The 17,375-nt window shown below is 39.2% G+C and carries 16 protein-coding genes and 1 tRNA gene; 16 read left to right on the forward strand and 1 reads right to left on the reverse strand.

The features are described 5' to 3' along the window. Window positions 1-267: 267 nt before the first annotated feature. The 4 genes from RCJ93_RS16195 to RCJ93_RS16210 all read left to right on the forward strand — a co-directional run bounded on the left by RCJ93_RS16195 (window position 268) and on the right by RCJ93_RS16210 (window position 2,120). Window positions 268-567: a YabP/YqfC family sporulation protein gene (locus RCJ93_RS16195; protein WP_066792039.1), complete on the forward strand. Its 300-nt coding sequence runs from the start codon at window positions 268-270 to the stop codon at window positions 565-567. After that, a complete protein-coding gene (gene yabQ, locus RCJ93_RS16200) occupies window positions 564-1,022 on the forward strand; it encodes a spore cortex biosynthesis protein YabQ (protein WP_446739576.1) in 459 nt (152 codons plus the stop codon). The genes RCJ93_RS16195 and yabQ overlap by 4 nt, the downstream gene beginning before the upstream one ends. A gap of 129 nt (window positions 1,023-1,151) precedes the next feature. Further along, entirely contained in the window at window positions 1,152-1,568 is a 417-nt protein-coding gene (locus RCJ93_RS16205) for an FtsB family cell division protein (protein WP_066791314.1), read from the forward strand. Between the two features lie 111 nt (window positions 1,569-1,679). Further along, complete coding sequence (locus RCJ93_RS16210; RefSeq protein ID WP_446739578.1) at window positions 1,680-2,120, forward strand: S1 domain-containing RNA-binding protein; 441 nt, start codon at window positions 1,680-1,682, stop codon at window positions 2,118-2,120. Between the two features lie 224 nt (window positions 2,121-2,344). Here the strand turns inward: RCJ93_RS16210 and RCJ93_RS16215 are convergent. Then, a tRNA-Met gene (locus tag RCJ93_RS16215) sits at window positions 2,345-2,418 on the reverse strand. Window positions 2,419-2,607: 189 nt separating this feature from the next. Between RCJ93_RS16215 and RCJ93_RS16220 the strand changes: the two genes are divergently transcribed. From RCJ93_RS16220 to lysS, 12 genes are all read left to right on the forward strand, one after another. Continuing rightward, window positions 2,608-5,007 carry a SpoIIE family protein phosphatase gene (locus RCJ93_RS16220; RefSeq protein ID WP_446739580.1) on the forward strand — a complete coding sequence of 800 codons (2,400 nt, stop codon included), beginning with the start codon at window positions 2,608-2,610 and terminating at the stop codon, window positions 5,005-5,007. 15 nt (window positions 5,008-5,022) lie between these two features. Next, entirely contained in the window at window positions 5,023-6,438 is a 1,416-nt protein-coding gene (gene tilS, locus RCJ93_RS16225; protein ID WP_066791318.1) for a tRNA lysidine(34) synthetase TilS, read from the forward strand. Between the two features lie 83 nt (window positions 6,439-6,521). Beyond that, window positions 6,522-7,064, forward strand: coding sequence for a hypoxanthine phosphoribosyltransferase (gene hpt / locus RCJ93_RS16230; protein WP_066791321.1), 543 nt, complete (start codon window positions 6,522-6,524; stop codon window positions 7,062-7,064). A gap of 129 nt (window positions 7,065-7,193) precedes the next feature. Next, complete coding sequence (ftsH, locus tag RCJ93_RS16235; RefSeq protein WP_446739581.1) at window positions 7,194-9,194, forward strand: ATP-dependent zinc metalloprotease FtsH; 2,001 nt, start codon at window positions 7,194-7,196, stop codon at window positions 9,192-9,194. A 114-nt stretch (window positions 9,195-9,308) separates the two neighbouring features. Beyond that, window positions 9,309-10,097, forward strand: a complete 789-nt coding sequence (locus RCJ93_RS16240; RefSeq protein WP_446739582.1) for a type III pantothenate kinase — start codon at window positions 9,309-9,311, stop codon at window positions 10,095-10,097. Continuing rightward, window positions 10,090-10,980, forward strand: a complete 891-nt coding sequence (gene hslO, locus RCJ93_RS16245) for an Hsp33 family molecular chaperone HslO (protein WP_150285674.1) — start codon at window positions 10,090-10,092, stop codon at window positions 10,978-10,980. The genes RCJ93_RS16240 and hslO overlap by 8 nt, the downstream gene beginning before the upstream one ends. Window positions 10,981-11,097: 117 nt before the next feature. Then, a complete protein-coding gene (cysK, locus tag RCJ93_RS16250) occupies window positions 11,098-12,027 on the forward strand; it encodes a cysteine synthase A (RefSeq protein ID WP_066791325.1) in 930 nt (309 codons plus the stop codon). A 136-nt stretch (window positions 12,028-12,163) separates the two neighbouring features. Further along, window positions 12,164-12,991, forward strand: a complete 828-nt coding sequence (gene folP / locus RCJ93_RS16255; protein WP_446739583.1) for a dihydropteroate synthase — start codon at window positions 12,164-12,166, stop codon at window positions 12,989-12,991. 129 nt (window positions 12,992-13,120) lie between these two features. Further along, a complete protein-coding gene (gene folB, locus RCJ93_RS16260) occupies window positions 13,121-13,492 on the forward strand; it encodes a dihydroneopterin aldolase (RefSeq protein ID WP_150285677.1) in 372 nt (123 codons plus the stop codon). Beyond that, window positions 13,485-13,988 (forward strand): 2-amino-4-hydroxy-6-hydroxymethyldihydropteridine diphosphokinase, encoded by a 504-nt coding sequence (gene folK / locus RCJ93_RS16265; protein ID WP_446739584.1) that lies wholly within the window; start codon window positions 13,485-13,487, stop codon window positions 13,986-13,988. Before folB ends, folK begins: the two co-directional genes overlap by 8 nt. Window positions 13,989-14,072: 84 nt before the next feature. Then, the gene (gene dusB / locus RCJ93_RS16270; protein ID WP_255476145.1) at window positions 14,073-15,098 is read left to right on the forward strand and encodes a tRNA dihydrouridine synthase DusB; all 1,026 of its coding nucleotides are present in this window, start codon (window positions 14,073-14,075) and stop codon (window positions 15,096-15,098) included. Between the two features lie 159 nt (window positions 15,099-15,257). Next, window positions 15,258-16,742 carry a lysine--tRNA ligase gene (gene lysS / locus RCJ93_RS16275; protein WP_084246977.1) on the forward strand — a complete coding sequence of 495 codons (1,485 nt, stop codon included), beginning with the start codon at window positions 15,258-15,260 and terminating at the stop codon, window positions 16,740-16,742. The last annotated feature ends 633 nt before the right edge of the window (window positions 16,743-17,375 follow it).

Raw genomic sequence — 17,375 nt, forward strand, 5'->3', positions numbered from 1 at the left:
ATAGTCGAAGTGGAAATAACGTAGACTGCTGAGGCATAGCACGATGCATGTCCTTAGGAAGTTTAATGTTTCCACTTCTTTTCAAAATTAAATCAGTAAACAACTCCCCATTTTCTAGCCCCATATTCCTTTTCTACCGACAATAGGTATTTACTTAGACCGGAACCATGCTCCCCTTTTTAAACTGTAGAGAATTTTCACTTTCCCCTCATATTCCTCTTTCTCCTAACATATAGATTAGTAGACAGGCTAAGGAGGGGAAAAATGATGACATTCCAACAAGAAAACGCGACTTATACTATTCCAACAGGAGACCACTTGCTAACGGTTCGAAATCGCAAGCGAATGGATGTGACATCTGTAAAATCGATTGAACGCTTTGACCAAGAGGAGTTTTTAGTACTCACCTCTCAAGGACATTTGCAAATTCGAGGAGAAGATTTAAGAATTGTCCATTTAGATGTAGATAAAGGGCTTCTGACTTTAGAAGGGTCTGTGAAGACACTGCAATATGATGAAGAGGATAGCGGCATATCAAAAGGCATTTTGCATAAATTATTTGGATGACCGTTTCACAACAGTTCCTTAGTATAGCAGCACTCATAGCTAGTGGCGTTATAGGGGCCGCAATTATTGATTTGGTACGATCTTTCAGCTTTTATGCCGCACCCAAATCGCTCTTGCGAAAAGGCTATATCCTATTTGAATTAACAGCATGGATTCTTTTAGGGATTGGAACATTCCTACTATTAATGGTTGTTCGAGATGGAGAATGGCATTTTGTAGATTTTCTTTCACAATTGCTGGGCTTTTGTCTGTACCAATTATTTTTGCAAAGCTTAGTTCGATTCTGTGGAAGACTGTTTGTCAGACTTGTCATCCATCCGATTTGGTTTATTATTCGCATCATTATAGGCATAGTCCGACAAATCATTAGGATAATTGTTAAAATTGTTATGATTATTCTATTTCCGTTACGATTTGTTGTCGAAAAAATTAAAAATTTTACTCTTAAAAAATAGGGTAAAATTAGATATAATGGCATTAATGCTAAATGAAAGGGTATAGTTCCTTGCTTGAAGGAATTATACCCTCTTATGGGGAAGTTAGAAATCACCAAGTAAAGGAGGTTAGGGTTAACACCCGCTTATATGCAAAAACCATCGAAGCAAATGTACAAAAAAACTACACAAATGCCAACAGACTATGCAAGAGCAGAGATGCAAAAAAACAGCACACATCAAAAACGCAAGATTGGCTTATATCGTCGTCTTGGGGTTATGACACTTCTATTTGTTCTTATGGCTGGTTCCCTTTTCTTTATGTTGGCGAAACAAAAGCACACTCTCGCAGTGAAAGAACAACACAAAACGGAGCTGCAGAAGACGCTTGCAAAGCAAAAAGAGAAGCAGGAAGATCTAAAAATTCAAATTGCTAAATTGAATGATGATGATTACATCGCAAAACTTGCAAGGAAGGATTTATTCTTATCGGAAGACGGAGAAATTATTTTTTCAACACCTAAATCGTCTGAAAAGGATAAGAAAAAAACAGATTCAAAAGAGTAGTCTTATTGACACTCTTTTTTTGTTGGCTATAATAAAGATAAGAATCAAAGAACACATATTTGAATATAAGACTAATAAGTCGCTTACATTTTAAGGAGGAGCATTTTTTTTATGTCAATTGAAGTAGGCAGCAAGGTACAAGGTAAAGTAACAGGAATCACAAATTTCGGAGCATTCGTAGAGCTGCCAAATGGCTCAACAGGTCTTGTTCATATTAGTGAGGTTGCTGACAACTATGTTAAAGACATTAATGACCATTTGAAAGTTGGAGAACTGGTCGAAGTAAAAGTAATGAATGTAGAAGCAGACGGTAAGATTGGTCTATCCATTCGCAAGGCAAAACCTCAACCTGAGCGACCAGAACGACCAGAACGTCCTCATCGCCCACGTAACAACAACCACCGTTCAAATGACCGTGGTGAACATCGCCAACCTAAGGAAAACTTTGAGCAAAAGATGGCTCGCTTCCTTAAAGACAGTGAAGATCGTCTTTCAACTTTGAAGCGTGCACAAGATTCAAAACGTGGTGGCCGAGGTGCAAGAAGAGGGTAACTTGCTGGCTATTTTAATCGTAGAAAAAGTGTATTAATCAATTTACTAATAAACGAAAGTGAAACTTCACTCAGTATAGGGAGACCTTCTACTGATGTTGATGTCTTACTGTCCGTTCTTACGGTCGCCCTGAGATATTCATCCAGAGGCGGCCGCTTTTTATCTATAATTCTTTCGAAATACAAAAAAGAAGCCTTCCAATTGGAAGGCTTCTTTTTTTATGATGGCGGCCGAGGGGATCGAACCCCCGACCTTACGGGTATGAACCGTACGCTCTAGCCAGCTGAGCTAGGCCGCCGTGTTAGCAACATAATACATAATACAAGAATTGTTTTCACTATGTCAAGCGCTTTTTGTTTTATTTTTATAAACTATGTGATTTGCCGTCGAACGATTTTTTAAATATTGAACACAAACAGACAAAATTTACAGTCATATCCATGTATACTGGCAGAAATATATATAAGAATATTGGAGGTATGTCACGATGAGAAAAGAATTTATCCAATCAAATAAACTATCCATACCTAAAGTTTCGATCGGCCTGAAGCAGGCTTATCCGGTGCTTTTTGGGTTAGCACTTTGCTTTTCTGCTTTTTTCTTATCCAAAGCAGTCCTATTTGAGGCGATTGTTCCCTTTTTCTTGCCTATTATGGCTGTTGTATATGCCAATCATCGAGATTACTTTATGTGGGCCCTTTTCGGAGGAATGCTTGGTAGTGTGACATTGGGCGTTGGCGAGTCATTGATTCACATAGGCGAACTAACCATCTTTGTACTATTACTAAAGACGTTCATACGCAAAGTGCCAATTGCTTTCGTTGTAGGAATTTCCGTTTTGCTTATGCAAGTGACTTGGCAAATGATTTCTTATCACGGTGAGCCACCTTCCATGATTTTATTATATGTGGGATATGAGAGTATATTATCAATCTTTATGACTTTATTTTTAATGCAGTGTTTATTACCGATGCCTGCACTATGGAATGCTTCCTGGACATTGGAGCGGATTGGCGCTGCTCTGGTAGCCCTCGCTATAATGTTGACATCTACAAATAATATTGTATTGAATATCCTGTCACCTACTTACATTGCTCTGCAGCTAGTCATACTAGGTGCTGCCTATGTAGGGGGCGTGACATTATCAACCGCAATCGCTGTATTAATGGGTACGATTATCAGCTTGTCTCATTTATCCTTTAGTGGAATGATTGCAGTGTATGCATTGACTGGGCTTTGTGCAGGTATATGTAAGAAGGTGGGTAAATTCGGTATCATCATAGGCAGTGGCATTGCGACGGCATTTTTTATGCTCTACGATGCAACATTGCCGATTGATCAAACATATTGGATTGCGCTGGGTATCGCTGCATTATTGTTTTTAACTATACCAAAAAGCTGGCTCTCATATTGGCAGCAACAATTATATCCGAATCATGAGGATACCCTGTTAGAAAGACAGCGTTGGCTTACAGAAAAGGTAACTATGAAACTGACCAATTTTAATGACTTTGTGACATTTATGAAAGAACTTGTGAATGATCGTTTTAGCATAGTGGAGCAGCAAGAAGAAGAAATAGAGGCAAGACCACTGTCCCCGTGTGAAACATGCTATCAATTTGAACGGTGCTGGGGGAAAAAAGAGGAAATGCGCTCGATAATGGAGCAGTGGCTCAAGGCAGACACCATTAATGATCACGGAGCAAAAAAGCAATCAGAAGATAAATTGCGCTACAAATGTGTACGCTCCCCATCCCTATTGAATGCTTTAGCAGAATACGTATCAAAGCAGCAGTTAAGCGGACAATTTCATCATGGAAAGAAAATGATTGCCTTACAACTAAGAGATATGTCGCTGCATATTGACCATGTGATGAAAGATATGACGAATGACGCCGTCTCTTTCCAACAGCATGAAGATTTGCTAGTGTCTCGCTTTAAAGAAATAGGAATTGATTTCTTCCAAATTGATATCTTGGCAAATGAACCGGGTAATAGGAAAGTAGTTTGCTGTATCCCATTCAAAAAGGCTCAATGGGAAACAGACCAAATGGTAGCTGAACGACTTATTTTACCTGCCTTACAGGATGTTTTTAAGGAGCCATTTGAAATTAACCAAACGATTAAAAAGACCAAACCCTATGCGCATTTGCAAATCACCTTTCAATCAGCTATTCGTTTTGATCTTTCGTATGATGTCTTATCTACATCTAGAGACAATACGATGTACTCTGGTGACTCACACGCAGTATTCTCGCTAAATCCGGGTCTTACAGCGATTATGCTGTCAGATGGAATGGGGCATAACAAGCAATCCCATAAAGAAAGCAGGAAGCTCATTCGCTTAATGCGGGAATGCTTGCATCATCAAATGTCTCCCGAAACGGCTATGCATACACTTCACTATGTGATGTCACTTAAACAGGAGGAAATGTATGCCACAATGGACTTTGCTTTAATTGACTTACAGCATGGCAAGTTGTGGTCTTGGAAAGCAGGCAGCATGGCAACTTACTTGGTAAGGGGGAGAGAGGTAACACGACTTGAAAGTGCCAGCGAACCATTTGGCATCTATACATCCTACTCAGTAGAAGCAGAGCAAAGGACACTTAAAGCAGGGGATATTATCTTTATGTGTACAGACGGACTTTTCTTTGAAGATATGCCATGGGAAAAACAAGAAAAAATGCTTCGCAATTGTCTTCTGCAACATAGAAGCTTGCCAATTAATGAAATATGTCCAGAAATTATGAGGTCATTCCGGAATAATGACAAACCAGTCGATGATTGTACAATTGTTTGCGTTGAGATTCAGCATAAAACAGTTGATTGGTCATTATTTAAGCCAACTTTCCAAGAAACTTCACACAAAAGAGTGGTAAACTAACAGTGAGGTGAGAAAATGGCGCCGTTCGAAACGAAAGTAAAAGAGTATATTCAGCAATATGGGTTATGTCATAAGGAAGATCGATTGCTTGTAGCTTGTTCTGCTGGAGCAGATTCAATGGCTTTACTGCATTTTCTCTATCAAGAAAAAGAGAGACTGGGTGTTTCCGTTGCAGCTGTCCATGTCAACCATATGTTGAGAGGAAGCGAATCGGAAGAAGACCGCAGATTTGTAGAAAGCTTCTGCCAGGATAAAGGGATACCGGTCTATGCTGCCGATATCCCAATTCCCGCTATACTAGAAAAAGAAAGTGGCAATATGCAAGCGGTGTGCAGAAGAGAACGCTATGCCTACTTTAAAGAAGTCATGCAGGAAACAGAAAGCACAAAGCTTGTTGTAGCCCATCATGCAGATGATCAAATAGAAAGTGTCATTATGGCACTAACCAGAGGTTTATTAGAAGGCGGCATGCAAGGAATTAAACGGTGTCGCCCTTTTGCAAACGGCGAATTGATTCGTCCGTTTCTTTCTGTGACAAGGGAAGAAATAGTAGATTATCTACAAAGAAATCATCAAGGCTACAGGGAGGATTCTAGCAACAAGAAGGATTCTTATACACGCAATCGCATCAGGCATCATGTTGTACCACTCCTAAGAGCTGAAAATGAAAACATTGCAGAAGCTATTATGCATTACACAGAAAAAGTGCAAGAGGATGAACAATTGTTACAAAGCTATGCAGAACAAGCGTTACAAGAGCTATTAGTTGAAAAACAGCGTGATTTATGGAAAATTAATATCAAAGCATTCCATAATCAACCCCTTGCTTTACAAAGAAGAATCATTCTACTACTATTAAAATATCTTTACGAAAATCCAAACATTGAACAAAGCTACACACTTAGCAATGCTATATTAAAACTGACACAATCAACAGATGGAAATGCAACAATTAATTTACCAAAAGGAGCCCTAGCAATACGGGAGTACGACCAGTTGTCGCTTGTAAAAGCACATAAGGAGTCACCTGCACTAATTGCTAGAACATTGCCATTTGGCCAATGGATTGATTTGCCGAATGATTTGCGTATGTATATAGGGAAAGCAGACCATGCTGTTCCTACGAACACCACATCCTTCGCAAAATGCTACTTTGTAAATACTTCAGATTTTGCACTACCATTACATATTCGTGGCAGAATGGATGGCGACCGTATCGATTTGCTAGGAACAAATATAAAAAAACGAGTATCTCGCCTTTTTATAGATGAAAAGATTCCTGCGGCGTTAAGGGAGAATTGGCCAATTGTTACATCTGATGATAATTTGGTGATTGCAGTTCCTGGGCTTCGCATGAGCAACTATCTTTCTACTAGCAAGCGGGCAGAAGATGATGCCCTATTCATCATCGACAAGAGAGTTCTATCATAGAACTAAAGGGAAATGAAGAATACTCTCGCCGGTTGAAATTTTCGCTTTACCATGTTGATTTACTACCAAGGAGGAAACACAAGATGCTTGAGAAAGACATTGAAAACGTATTAATTTCAGAGGAAGAGCTACAGCACAAAATTAAAGAACTTGGCGAATCGTTAGCTGCTGAGTACCAAGATGATTTTCCATTAATGATCTGCGTATTAAAGGGTGCTATGCCGTTCATGGCAGATTTAATCAAACGAATGGATTCTTATGTTGAACTAGATTTCATGGATGTTACAAGCTACGGAAACGCAACTGTTTCTTCTGGTGAAGTAAAGATTGTGAAAGACTTAAATACAAGTGTGGAAGGCCGCGACATCATCATAGTAGAAGATATTATTGATAGTGGATTAACTTTAAGCTATTTGGTTGATTTGTTTAAGTACCGCAAAGCAAAATCAATAAAAATCGTAACATTATTGGATAAACCATCTGGACGCAAGGTAGATTTAAAAGCGGATTATGTTGGTTTTGAAGTGCCGGATGCATTTGTAGTCGGCTATGGTTTAGACTATGCAGAAAAGTATCGTAATCTTCCATATATTGGTGTATTGAAGCCTGCTGTATATTCAAACTAAGACGTTTTCTCGCTGTAAACAAATTTTCCGGGAAACGTGCTAGATAAAAGGCTTTTCATTGTACTAACCAAAAGTTCATATGTTAAGATTTACTATAGTTTTTCTGTTTATCTTGTGAGGAGGCTGGGGATGAATCGAATATTTCGATACACCATATTTTATTTATTAATTTTCCTCGTGATCATTGGGATTTTTGGTACGTTTAATAATGCGAACCAACCTACAAAGGAAATTCAGTATCACGAGTTCATTACAGCATTAGAGAACGGCAAGGTAACTGAGGCTACTATACAACCGGATCAGTTAGTTTATGTCGTCAAAGGGAAAATCGAGGGATATAAAAAAGGCGAATCATTCGTAACAAATATCCCGCGTGATGACCAAGAGTTAATGAATGAAATTCGTAAAGAAGCTAAAACGAGTTCTAAAATTAACTTCTTAGGCGCACCAGAATCAAATGGATGGATACAGTTCTTTACCGGAATTATTCCATTTGTAGTCATCTTTATTCTGTTCTTCTTCTTGTTGAACCAAGCTCAAGGCGGCGGCAATCGCATGATGAGCTTTGGTAAAAGCAAAGCAAAACTTTATGATGACCAGAAGAAAAAAGTTCGCTTTACCGATGTAGCCGGTGCGGACGAAGAAAAACAAGAATTAGTAGAGGTTGTAGATTTCCTTAAAGACCATACTAAATTTGCTGAAATTGGCGCACGTATACCTAAAGGGATCTTATTAGTGGGCCCTCCTGGTACCGGTAAAACATTATTAGCTCGAGCTGTAGCAGGGGAAGCAGGCGTACCATTCTTCTCAATCAGTGGTTCTGATTTCGTCGAAATGTTCGTCGGTGTTGGTGCTTCTCGAGTACGTGATTTATTTGAAAACGCTAAGAAAAATGCTCCATGTATTATCTTTATTGATGAAATCGACGCAGTTGGTCGTCAACGTGGTGCTGGATTAGGCGGCGGTCATGATGAACGTGAACAAACGCTTAACCAATTGCTTGTTGAAATGGATGGTTTTGGTGCAAATGAAGGTATTATCATTATCGCCGCTACAAACCGCCCAGACATTTTAGACCCTGCACTCTTACGTCCGGGTCGTTTTGACAGACAGATCACTGTCGGTCGTCCAGACGTCAAAGGCCGTGAAGCTGTACTTAAAGTACATGCTCGTAAAAAACCTTTAGATGAGTCAGTTGACTTGAAAGCTATCGCACAGCGTACACCAGGTTTCTCGGGCGCTGATTTAGAAAACTTATTGAACGAAGCTGCATTAGTGGCTGCACGCGAAAATAAGAAAAAAATTGATATGGGCGATATTGATGAAGCAACAGACCGCGTTATTGCTGGTGTTGCGAAAACAAGCCGTGTCATTTCTGAGAAAGAGCGCAATATTGTTGCATTCCATGAAGCCGGCCACGTTGTTGTTGGTTTAACATTGGATGAAGCAGAAAAAGTCCACAAGGTTACGATCGTGCCACGCGGTCAAGCAGGCGGATATGCAGTAATGCTACCAAAAGAAGACCGTTATTTCATGACAAAACCAGAGCTACTTGATAAAGTTGCCGGTTTACTTGGTGGACGTGTAGCAGAGGATATCGTCTTTGGCGAAGTATCTACTGGCGCACATAATGACTTCCAGCGTGTAACAAGCATTGTACGTTCTATGGTTACTGAATATGGTATGAGCGATAAACTTGGCCAATTGCAATTTGGTTCAAGCCAGGGAGGCAACGTCTTCTTAGGTCGTGATATCAATTCTGAACAAAACTACTCAGATAAGATTGCATATGAAATTGACCAAGAGATGCAATTTATGGTTAAAGAACAATATGAACGAACAAAACGAATCTTGACAGAACGCCGTGACCTTCTAAATCTGATTGCTACTACTTTACTTGAAGTAGAAACATTGGATGCTGAACAAATTGAGCACTTAGAAAAATACGGTAAGCTTCCTGAACGTTCATACGAAAGAAAAACACATCACGAAGCGGTTGTGGAAAGCAAAGAATCAACGGATGCTGATATCGTAACAGAAACAAAAGTGAATCCTTCAGGCAGTGGAGACCCTACTGTTTCTGATCTTCCAAAAAACGATAATCATACAAGCCGCAACGATAATATCTAGACAGTAAGCCATACTGTAAAGTGAAAAGCTGATCCCTTGCTAGAAGGTGGTCAGCTTTTTCCTATACTAAGGAGATATGCTTTTAGTGATGGGATAGAAATGAGGGGAATACTTTTGATATTAGTGATGGATGTAGGGAATACCAATATTTCGATAGGTGTGTATAAAGAAGATAAACTGCAACATCATTGGCGTTTAAAAACAGATGTGCACAAAACGGAAGATGAGTATGCCATGCAAATAAAAATGCTGTTTATGCACAAATCTTTATCTCTATCCGACATACATGGTATTATAATTTCCTCAGTAGTGCCACCGATTATGTTTACCTTAGAATTAATGTGTAAAAGATATTTTGCTGTAGAACCCCTCGTGGTGGGACCTGGCGTTAAAACAGGGTTGAATATCCATAGCGAAAATCCTAGGGAGATCGGTGCTGACCGCATTGTTAATGCAGTAGCTGCCATCCATGAATATGGAGCTCCGCTTATTGTTGTAGATTTTGGTACTGCCACTACGTATTGTTATATTGATGAAAAAGGTCGTTATCTAGGCGGAGCTATTGCGCCTGGTATTTCAATCGCAATGGAAGCCTTATTTACCAAGGCTTCGAAACTTCCTCGCGTTGAATTGGCCCGCCCTCAAAGTGTTATCGGGAAAAATACGGTTTCCTCCATGCAAGCAGGCATTGTCTACGGGTATATAGGACAAGTTGAGGGAATAGTAAATCGTATGAGGCAAGAAGGTAGCGAAGGAGCTTTAGCCGTTGCAACAGGCGGCCTAGCAGAACTGATTGCAAAAGAATCGCGGGTTATTGATGTTGTAGATCCCCTTTTAACATTAAAAGGATTACATTTAATTTATAAAAGAAATCAAGAAGAAAAGAGGAATAAAAATGGCTGATTATTTAGTAAGAGGGCTTGGATTTAATGGGAGTGTACGTGCGTTTGCTGTAAGTACAACAGAAACAGTAGGAGAAGCACAACGACGCCATGATACATGGCCAACTACTTCTGCTGCATTAGGGCGTACAATGACAGCTGCTGTTATGATGGGTGCTATGCTAAAAGGTGAGGATACAATCACGGTTAAGGTGGAAGGTAACGGGCCGATTGGACCAATGGTTGTGGTAGCCAATGCTAAAGGTGAAGTGCGCGGCTATCCTACACACGCTCATGTTGAATTTGATTTAAATGAAGTAGGCAAATTGGATGTACGACGAGCAGTTGGTACAGAAGGAACGCTTACAGTTGTAAAAGATCTTGGATTACGTGAACACTTTACTGGTCAGGTGCCAATCGTTTCAGGTGAAATTGCTGAAGATTTTACCTATTACTTTGTAAAATCAGAGCAAGTTCCTTCTTCTGTAGGTCTTGGTGTACTTGTCAATACGGATGATAGCATTTTGGCTGCTGGTGGATTTATCATTCAAGTAATGCCTGGTACAGATGATGAAACAATTACTGACATTGAAAACCAACTATCAAAAATTGAACCTGTTTCAAAAATGATTCAAAAAGGTTACTCTCCTGAACAAGTGTTAGAAGAAGTGCTTGGAAAAGATAACGTTGAATTCTTAGATACAATGCCTGTTCAATTTAAATGTACTTGCTCAAAAGAACGTTTCGGCGCTGCTATATTGAGCCTTGGCGAAAAAGAAATTCAAGATATGATCGATGAAGATGGTATGGCAGAAGCTCAATGCCATTTCTGTGAAGAAAAATATCACTACTCAAAAGAAGATTTAGAAGGTTTTATTGACGAAATTCGTGCTCAAAAATCTTAATGCGATAAATGTAGCTGCTAATAACTAGGGACGGAAATGATTGACAAACCTAATTGCAAAAGCATAAAATAAAGATAATAAAACCAACAAAAATACTAGGGTTTAGGAGTGGAGATAATGAGTAAAATTGTAAATTCAGTAGTGGATTTAGTAGGCAATACACCGATCGTCAAGTTAGATAATATAACTGGTCCAAACGACGGGAATGTTTATGTAAAACTCGAATACTTCAACCCAGGTAGCAGTGTAAAAGACCGTATTGCTGTTGCAATGATTGAGGCAGCTGAGAAAGAAGGCAAGTTAAAGCCTGGTAGTACGATTATTGAACCGACAAGTGGGAATACAGGTATCGGTCTTGCAATGGTTGCAGCTGCAAAAGGATACAAAGCAATTCTTGTCATGCCAGATACGATGAGTATGGAAAGACGCAATTTATTGCGTGCCTACGGTGCAGAGCTTGTTTTAACACCAGGTGCTGATGGAATGAAAGGCGCTATTGCTAAAGTGGATGAATTAGCTAAAGAGAACGGCTGGTTTGTACCACAGCAATTTGAAAACCCTGCTAATGCTGAAATACATCGCCGGACAACAGGACCGGAGATTATAGAAGCATTTGAAGGACTTAACTTAGATGCGTTTATCTCTGGTGTAGGAACTGGTGGTACGATTACAGGAACTGGCGAAGTGCTGAAAGAAAAATACCCTAATATTGAATTGATTGCAGTGGAACCAAAAGACTCAGCAGTTCTATCAGGCAATAAACCGGGCCCTCACAAAATTCAAGGAATTGGGGCAGGATTCGTACCTGAAGTCTTAGATACAGAAATCTATACCTCTATATTACCAGTTGAAAATGAAGATGCCTTTGAAACAGCGCGTAAAGTAGCGAAAGAAGAAGGAGTCTTAGGTGGTATTTCTGCAGGTGCAGCGATGTATGCAGCGATTGAAACAGCTAAACGCCTAGGCAAAGGAAAGAATGTTCTTGCATTACTTCCTGATAATGGTGAACGTTATTTAAGTACACCTTTATATCACTATGATGATTAATTCATATTCAAGAGAATGCCTGTCCTTTATGGATAGTGCATTCTTTTTTTCTGCCATGCAGCCGGTTCGCCCCCTTTTCCTGATGTACAAGGTATTGATATACTGATTGTAGGAATAGACAAAGGAGCGCAAGCACATGAAGTTAATGAATAACCAACCGTTAGTCATTCATGGCCATACACTTGATTTTGGTAAAGAAACGATTGTTATGGGCATTTTAAATGTAACACCAGATTCTTTCTCTGATGGAGGAAGATTTGATGCAGTAGATAGCGCATTGGAACATGCTAAAAGAATGGTAGCAGATGGAGCGAAGATTATAGATATAGGTGGAGAATCTACAAGACCGGGCCATACTGCCGTTACGGTAAAAGAAGAAATGGCGCGTATCCTACCTGTCATACGTGCTATTCGTAAGGAACTAGATGTATTAATTTCTGTCGACACATTCAAATCAGAGGTAGCAAGAGCTGCGGTAGAAGCGGGCGCACATATTATTAATGATATATGGGGAGCTACATATGACTCAGAGATTTCTAAAGTAGCCGCTGAATACAAAGTGCCCATTATTTTAATGCATAATCGGCAGGATGAAAATTATGGTGAAGATTTCTGGGGCAGTGTAAAGAGTGATTTAGAAAGAAGTATTGAAATCGCTCGTCAAGCCGGTGTGGATGATCGTTTTATTTGGCTAGATCCAGGCATTGGCTTTGCGAAGACGCATGAACAAAATATTGAAATGATGAAGAATCTGTCAAACCTTGTGGATATGGGCTACCCTGTATTACTAGCAACTTCACGGAAAAGAATGATCGGAAATGTACTCAATCTTCCGGTAGATGAACGTATGGAAGGTACAGCTGCTACTTGTTGTTACGGTGTCGATAAAGGATGTCATATGGTACGGGTTCATGATGTGTTGCCAATTGCTCGCATGATGAAAATGCTGGATGCACTAAGATAAAAATGCGTTTAATGCGAGTTACTACAGCTTCACTAGATGTGAATTAATTTAATGAAGCTCAACGGTCAGTGTAAAGTTTTAAGGTCTACCTGTTCATTAAGTCGATATAGAGGATAAGGAGTGAATGAGATGGATTATATTCATATAAGAGATATGGAGTTTTACGGTTATCATGGAGTTTTAAAGGAAGAAACTGTGTTAGGTCAAAGGTTTCGCGTTACTGTAGCCCTGGCTACTGATTTGAAGAACGCTGGCCAAACTGACAAGTTAGATAATACCGTTAGTTATGCGGATGTATATACGCTATGTGAAAAAATCGTAGAGGGTAAACCTTACAAACTGATTGAAGCAGTAGCTGAAGAAATTGCTAATGTTATTCTTGAGACTTATAAAGTGGAAGTCAAAGGCATACGTGTTGAAGTGATCAAACCTGACCCTCCGATTAAAGGCCACTATAAGGAAGTAGCAGTTGAGATTACAAGAGGTGCTTTCAATGAATGATGTATATATTTCTTTAGGTTCAAATATGGGGGATAAAGCAGAAACGCTCAAACAGGCGGTACAAATGCTTCAAAGTAATCCTGAGGTAGATGTAGTGAATACCTCTTCTATTTACGAAACAGACCCGGTAGGTTATACAGACCAAGATCTATTTTTGAATATGGTGGTGCATGTACATACAACACTGTCAGCTTTACAAATGCTTGAGGTTTGCCAGGAAATTGAACAAGAATTAAAGAGAGAACGTTTGATTAGATGGGGGCCGCGTACAATAGACCTTGACATTTTGCTCTATAATCATGACAATATTGAAACAGAGAAACTGATTGTGCCCCATGAAAGAATGCACGAAAGAGCGTTTGTTCTTGTTCCATTGCTTGAAGTGACACCAAATCTTTACTCCCCTCGTACGCGAGAGTCGTATCAGAAAACGCTCCAAAATATAGGGCAGAGTGGTGTAAGACAATGGAAGAATCGGAGTTCTCTTGATTTTTAATACAAAGTGTTATGAATATAAGCATATCTTCCGCATTGGGATGATGAAGCGATAATTACTAAATCCTAAAAGGGAGGAAAAACATTGGCTACACAAGAAAAACCTTTTCAAATAGGCGATATTGTCATGGATAATCGCGTTGTACTTGCACCAATGGCTGGCGTCTGCAATTCTGCATTCCGTCTAACTGTAAAAGAGTTTGGTGCAGGTTTAGTATACGCTGAGATGATTTCAGATAAAGGGATTGTCCAAAGGAACAGAAAAACCTTAGACATGCTTTATATAGATGAACGGGAAAATCCGCTTTCCCTCCAAATCTTTGGAGGCGATAAAGAAACGTTAGTAGAAGCAGCTCAGTATGTGGACAAATATACGAATGCGGATATTATAGATATCAATATGGGGTGCCCCGTCAATAAAATTATTAAATGTGAGGCAGGGGCTAAATGGCTCCTTGATCCGGATAAAATTTACGAAATGGTTTCCGCTGTTGTGGATGCAGTCGATAAACCAGTCAGCTGTAAAATGCGTATCGGTTGGGATGAAGACCACGTGTATGCAGTGAAAAATGCTCAGGCCGCAGAACGTGCGGGTGCAGCGGCAATTGCAATGCATGGACGTACACGTTTGCAAATGTATGAGGGGCATGCAAATTGGGACATTTTAAAAGAGGTGAAAGAAAATATATCTATTCCGTTTATCGGAAACGGTGATGTTGAAACACCTGAAGATGCTAAACGCCTATTAGATCATACAGGCGCTGATGGCGTGATGATTGGTCGAGCAGCACTTGGGAACCCATGGATGATCTATCGGACAGTAGAATATTTGAAAACGGGAAGGCTCATGCCGGAACCGCCAATACGTGAAAAAATAGAAGTATGTTTATTACATTTTGAGCGTTTGCTCGTGCTGAAAGGCGAAAATATTGCAGTCCGCGAAATGCGTAAACATGCTTCATGGTATTTAAAAGGATTGCGTGGCAACGGAAAAACACGCAATCAAATCAATCAAGCTGAGACAGCTGAAGAGCTGCGCGCTATTTTAAATGAACTAGTCTTAGAAACAGAAGAAAGCGAAAATGATGCGTCTTCTATTCAAATTGGTTAATTACGAGAAGAGCTGCCACTAAGATTGTGGCGGCTTTTTCCTTACCTTAGCAATAGTCGTAAAATGAAAATTGAGCAGAAAGACGTGAATCAGTTGTAAAAATTGTGTACAATAACTAGTATGGGCTATTTAGCGGCACAACTATAAGGAGTGAAAATTGTGGCAGAAGAATTAAATGACCAGCTATTGGTGAGACGCCAAAAGATGGATGCAATAAAAGAACAAGGCTTAGATCCGTTCGGTGGACGTTTTGAACGTACACATTTAACAAATGAAATAAAAGAACAATTTGCGAATTTCTCAAAAGAAGAATTGGAAGAGAAAGAACATGAAGTGGTAATTGCTGGCCGTATCATGACAAAACGCAGCAAGGGGAAAGTTGGATTTGCAAACATCCAAGATCTTGGCGGGCAAATTCAAATCTATGTACGTAAAGATGCAATCGGTGAAGAAGCTTATGATATTTTCAAACATGCGGACCTTGGTGATATTGTCGGTATTAAAGGGACTGTATTCATTACTCATGTTGGCGAATTAACAATTAAAGCATTAGAATTCACATTCCTATCTAAATCTTTGCGTCCATTACCTGAGAAGTATCATGGCTTGCAAGATGTAGAGCAACGCTACCGTCAACGATATTTGGACTTAATTTCAAACGAGGATAGCAAAAAGACATTTATCGCTCGCAGTCAGATCATACGCTCAATCCGTAATTTCTTAGATAATAAAGGCTATTTAGAAGTAGAAACACCTATGTTGAACTCAATCGCAGGTGGAGCAGCAGCTCGTCCGTTTGTTACGCACCATAACGCGTTGGATGCAACTATGTATATGCGTATTGCGATTGAATTGTATCTAAAACGCCTAATTGTCGGCGGCTTGGAAAAAGTCTATGAAATTGGACGAGTATTCCGTAACGAAGGCGTGTCAACTCGCCATAACCCAGAGTTTACACTACTGGAATTATATGAAGCGTATGCAGATTTCCATGATATTATGGACCTTACAGAAGATTTATTTGTCCATGTGGCAAGTGAAGTAATGGGTACAACACAAATTCAATACGGTGAAGACACAATTGATTTGTCTAAAGGCTGGAAACGTCTGCACATGGTAGATGCTGTTAAAGAAGCAACAGGCGTTGATTTCTGGAAAGAGATGACGAAAGAAGAAGCTTTAGCAGTAGCACGTGAGCACCATATCGATGTGAAAGAAACAATGGAAGTTGGCCATATTATTAATGAATTCTTTGAACAAAAAGTAGAAGAATCACTAGTACAACCAACATTTGTCTATGGACATCCAGTGGAAATTTCGCCACTAGCTAAGAAAAACCCTGAAGATCCTCGCTTCACGGATCGCTTTGAATTGTTCATTGTCCGTCGTGAACATGCCAATGCGTTTACGGAACTAAATGATCCAATTGATCAACGTGAACGTTTCGAAGGTCAAATGCGCGAAAAAGAGCAAGGAAATGATGAAGCGCATGAGATGGATGAAGATTTCTTAGAAGCATTAGAATACGGTATGGCTCCTACAGGTGGTTTAGGTATTGGAATTGACCGTTTAATTATGCTTTTGACTAATTCACAATCTATTCGCGATGTATTGTTATTCCCATTAATGCGCAATCGTGATTAATAGAAACAATGCTTATCTAACTGTAGGCAAATCCATTACTTTGGATTTGCCTACAGTTTTTTCTATATATATATATGAATGTTAGTTTCTAATTTAGTGGTGATGGATTTAATAACTTAAGCCAACTTGTCTTGAGAAATGTTATTCGTATGATAGTAAGTAGAACACGATAATTGATAAAAATAGAAACATATAGTTTGGGGGCCAAAACCAACTTAATCGCTGAATTATTAGAATGTCGGAATTTGCTTTTTATCTTTTGTATATTTTCCCTTGCAGAGAAAGATTTTTGTTGATATACTTATTTGGTTGCCAAATTTAGATTAACTGAGATTGAAAATTCTTTTTGATAAAGTTTGTTGAAAGTGTTGACTTAGTTAAGTAAACTTGGTATTATATTTAAGTCGCTTATGACGAACAAATGAAGAACAACAACAGAATAAAAAGTTGTTGACTTCAAAAAGAAGTTATGGTATACTTAATAAGTCGCCAAAACAAGCGATAAAAAATGAACCTTGAAAACTGAACAAGCAAGATGTTAATCATTTAAACTTACTAACAATTGTTAGTTTTAAAGACATCATCGTAAAGATGATGCGCTAGTGAAATTTTGAGCAATCAAACACTTTTATG

It is taken from the genome of Rummeliibacillus sp. BSL5 (assembly GCF_052928305.1).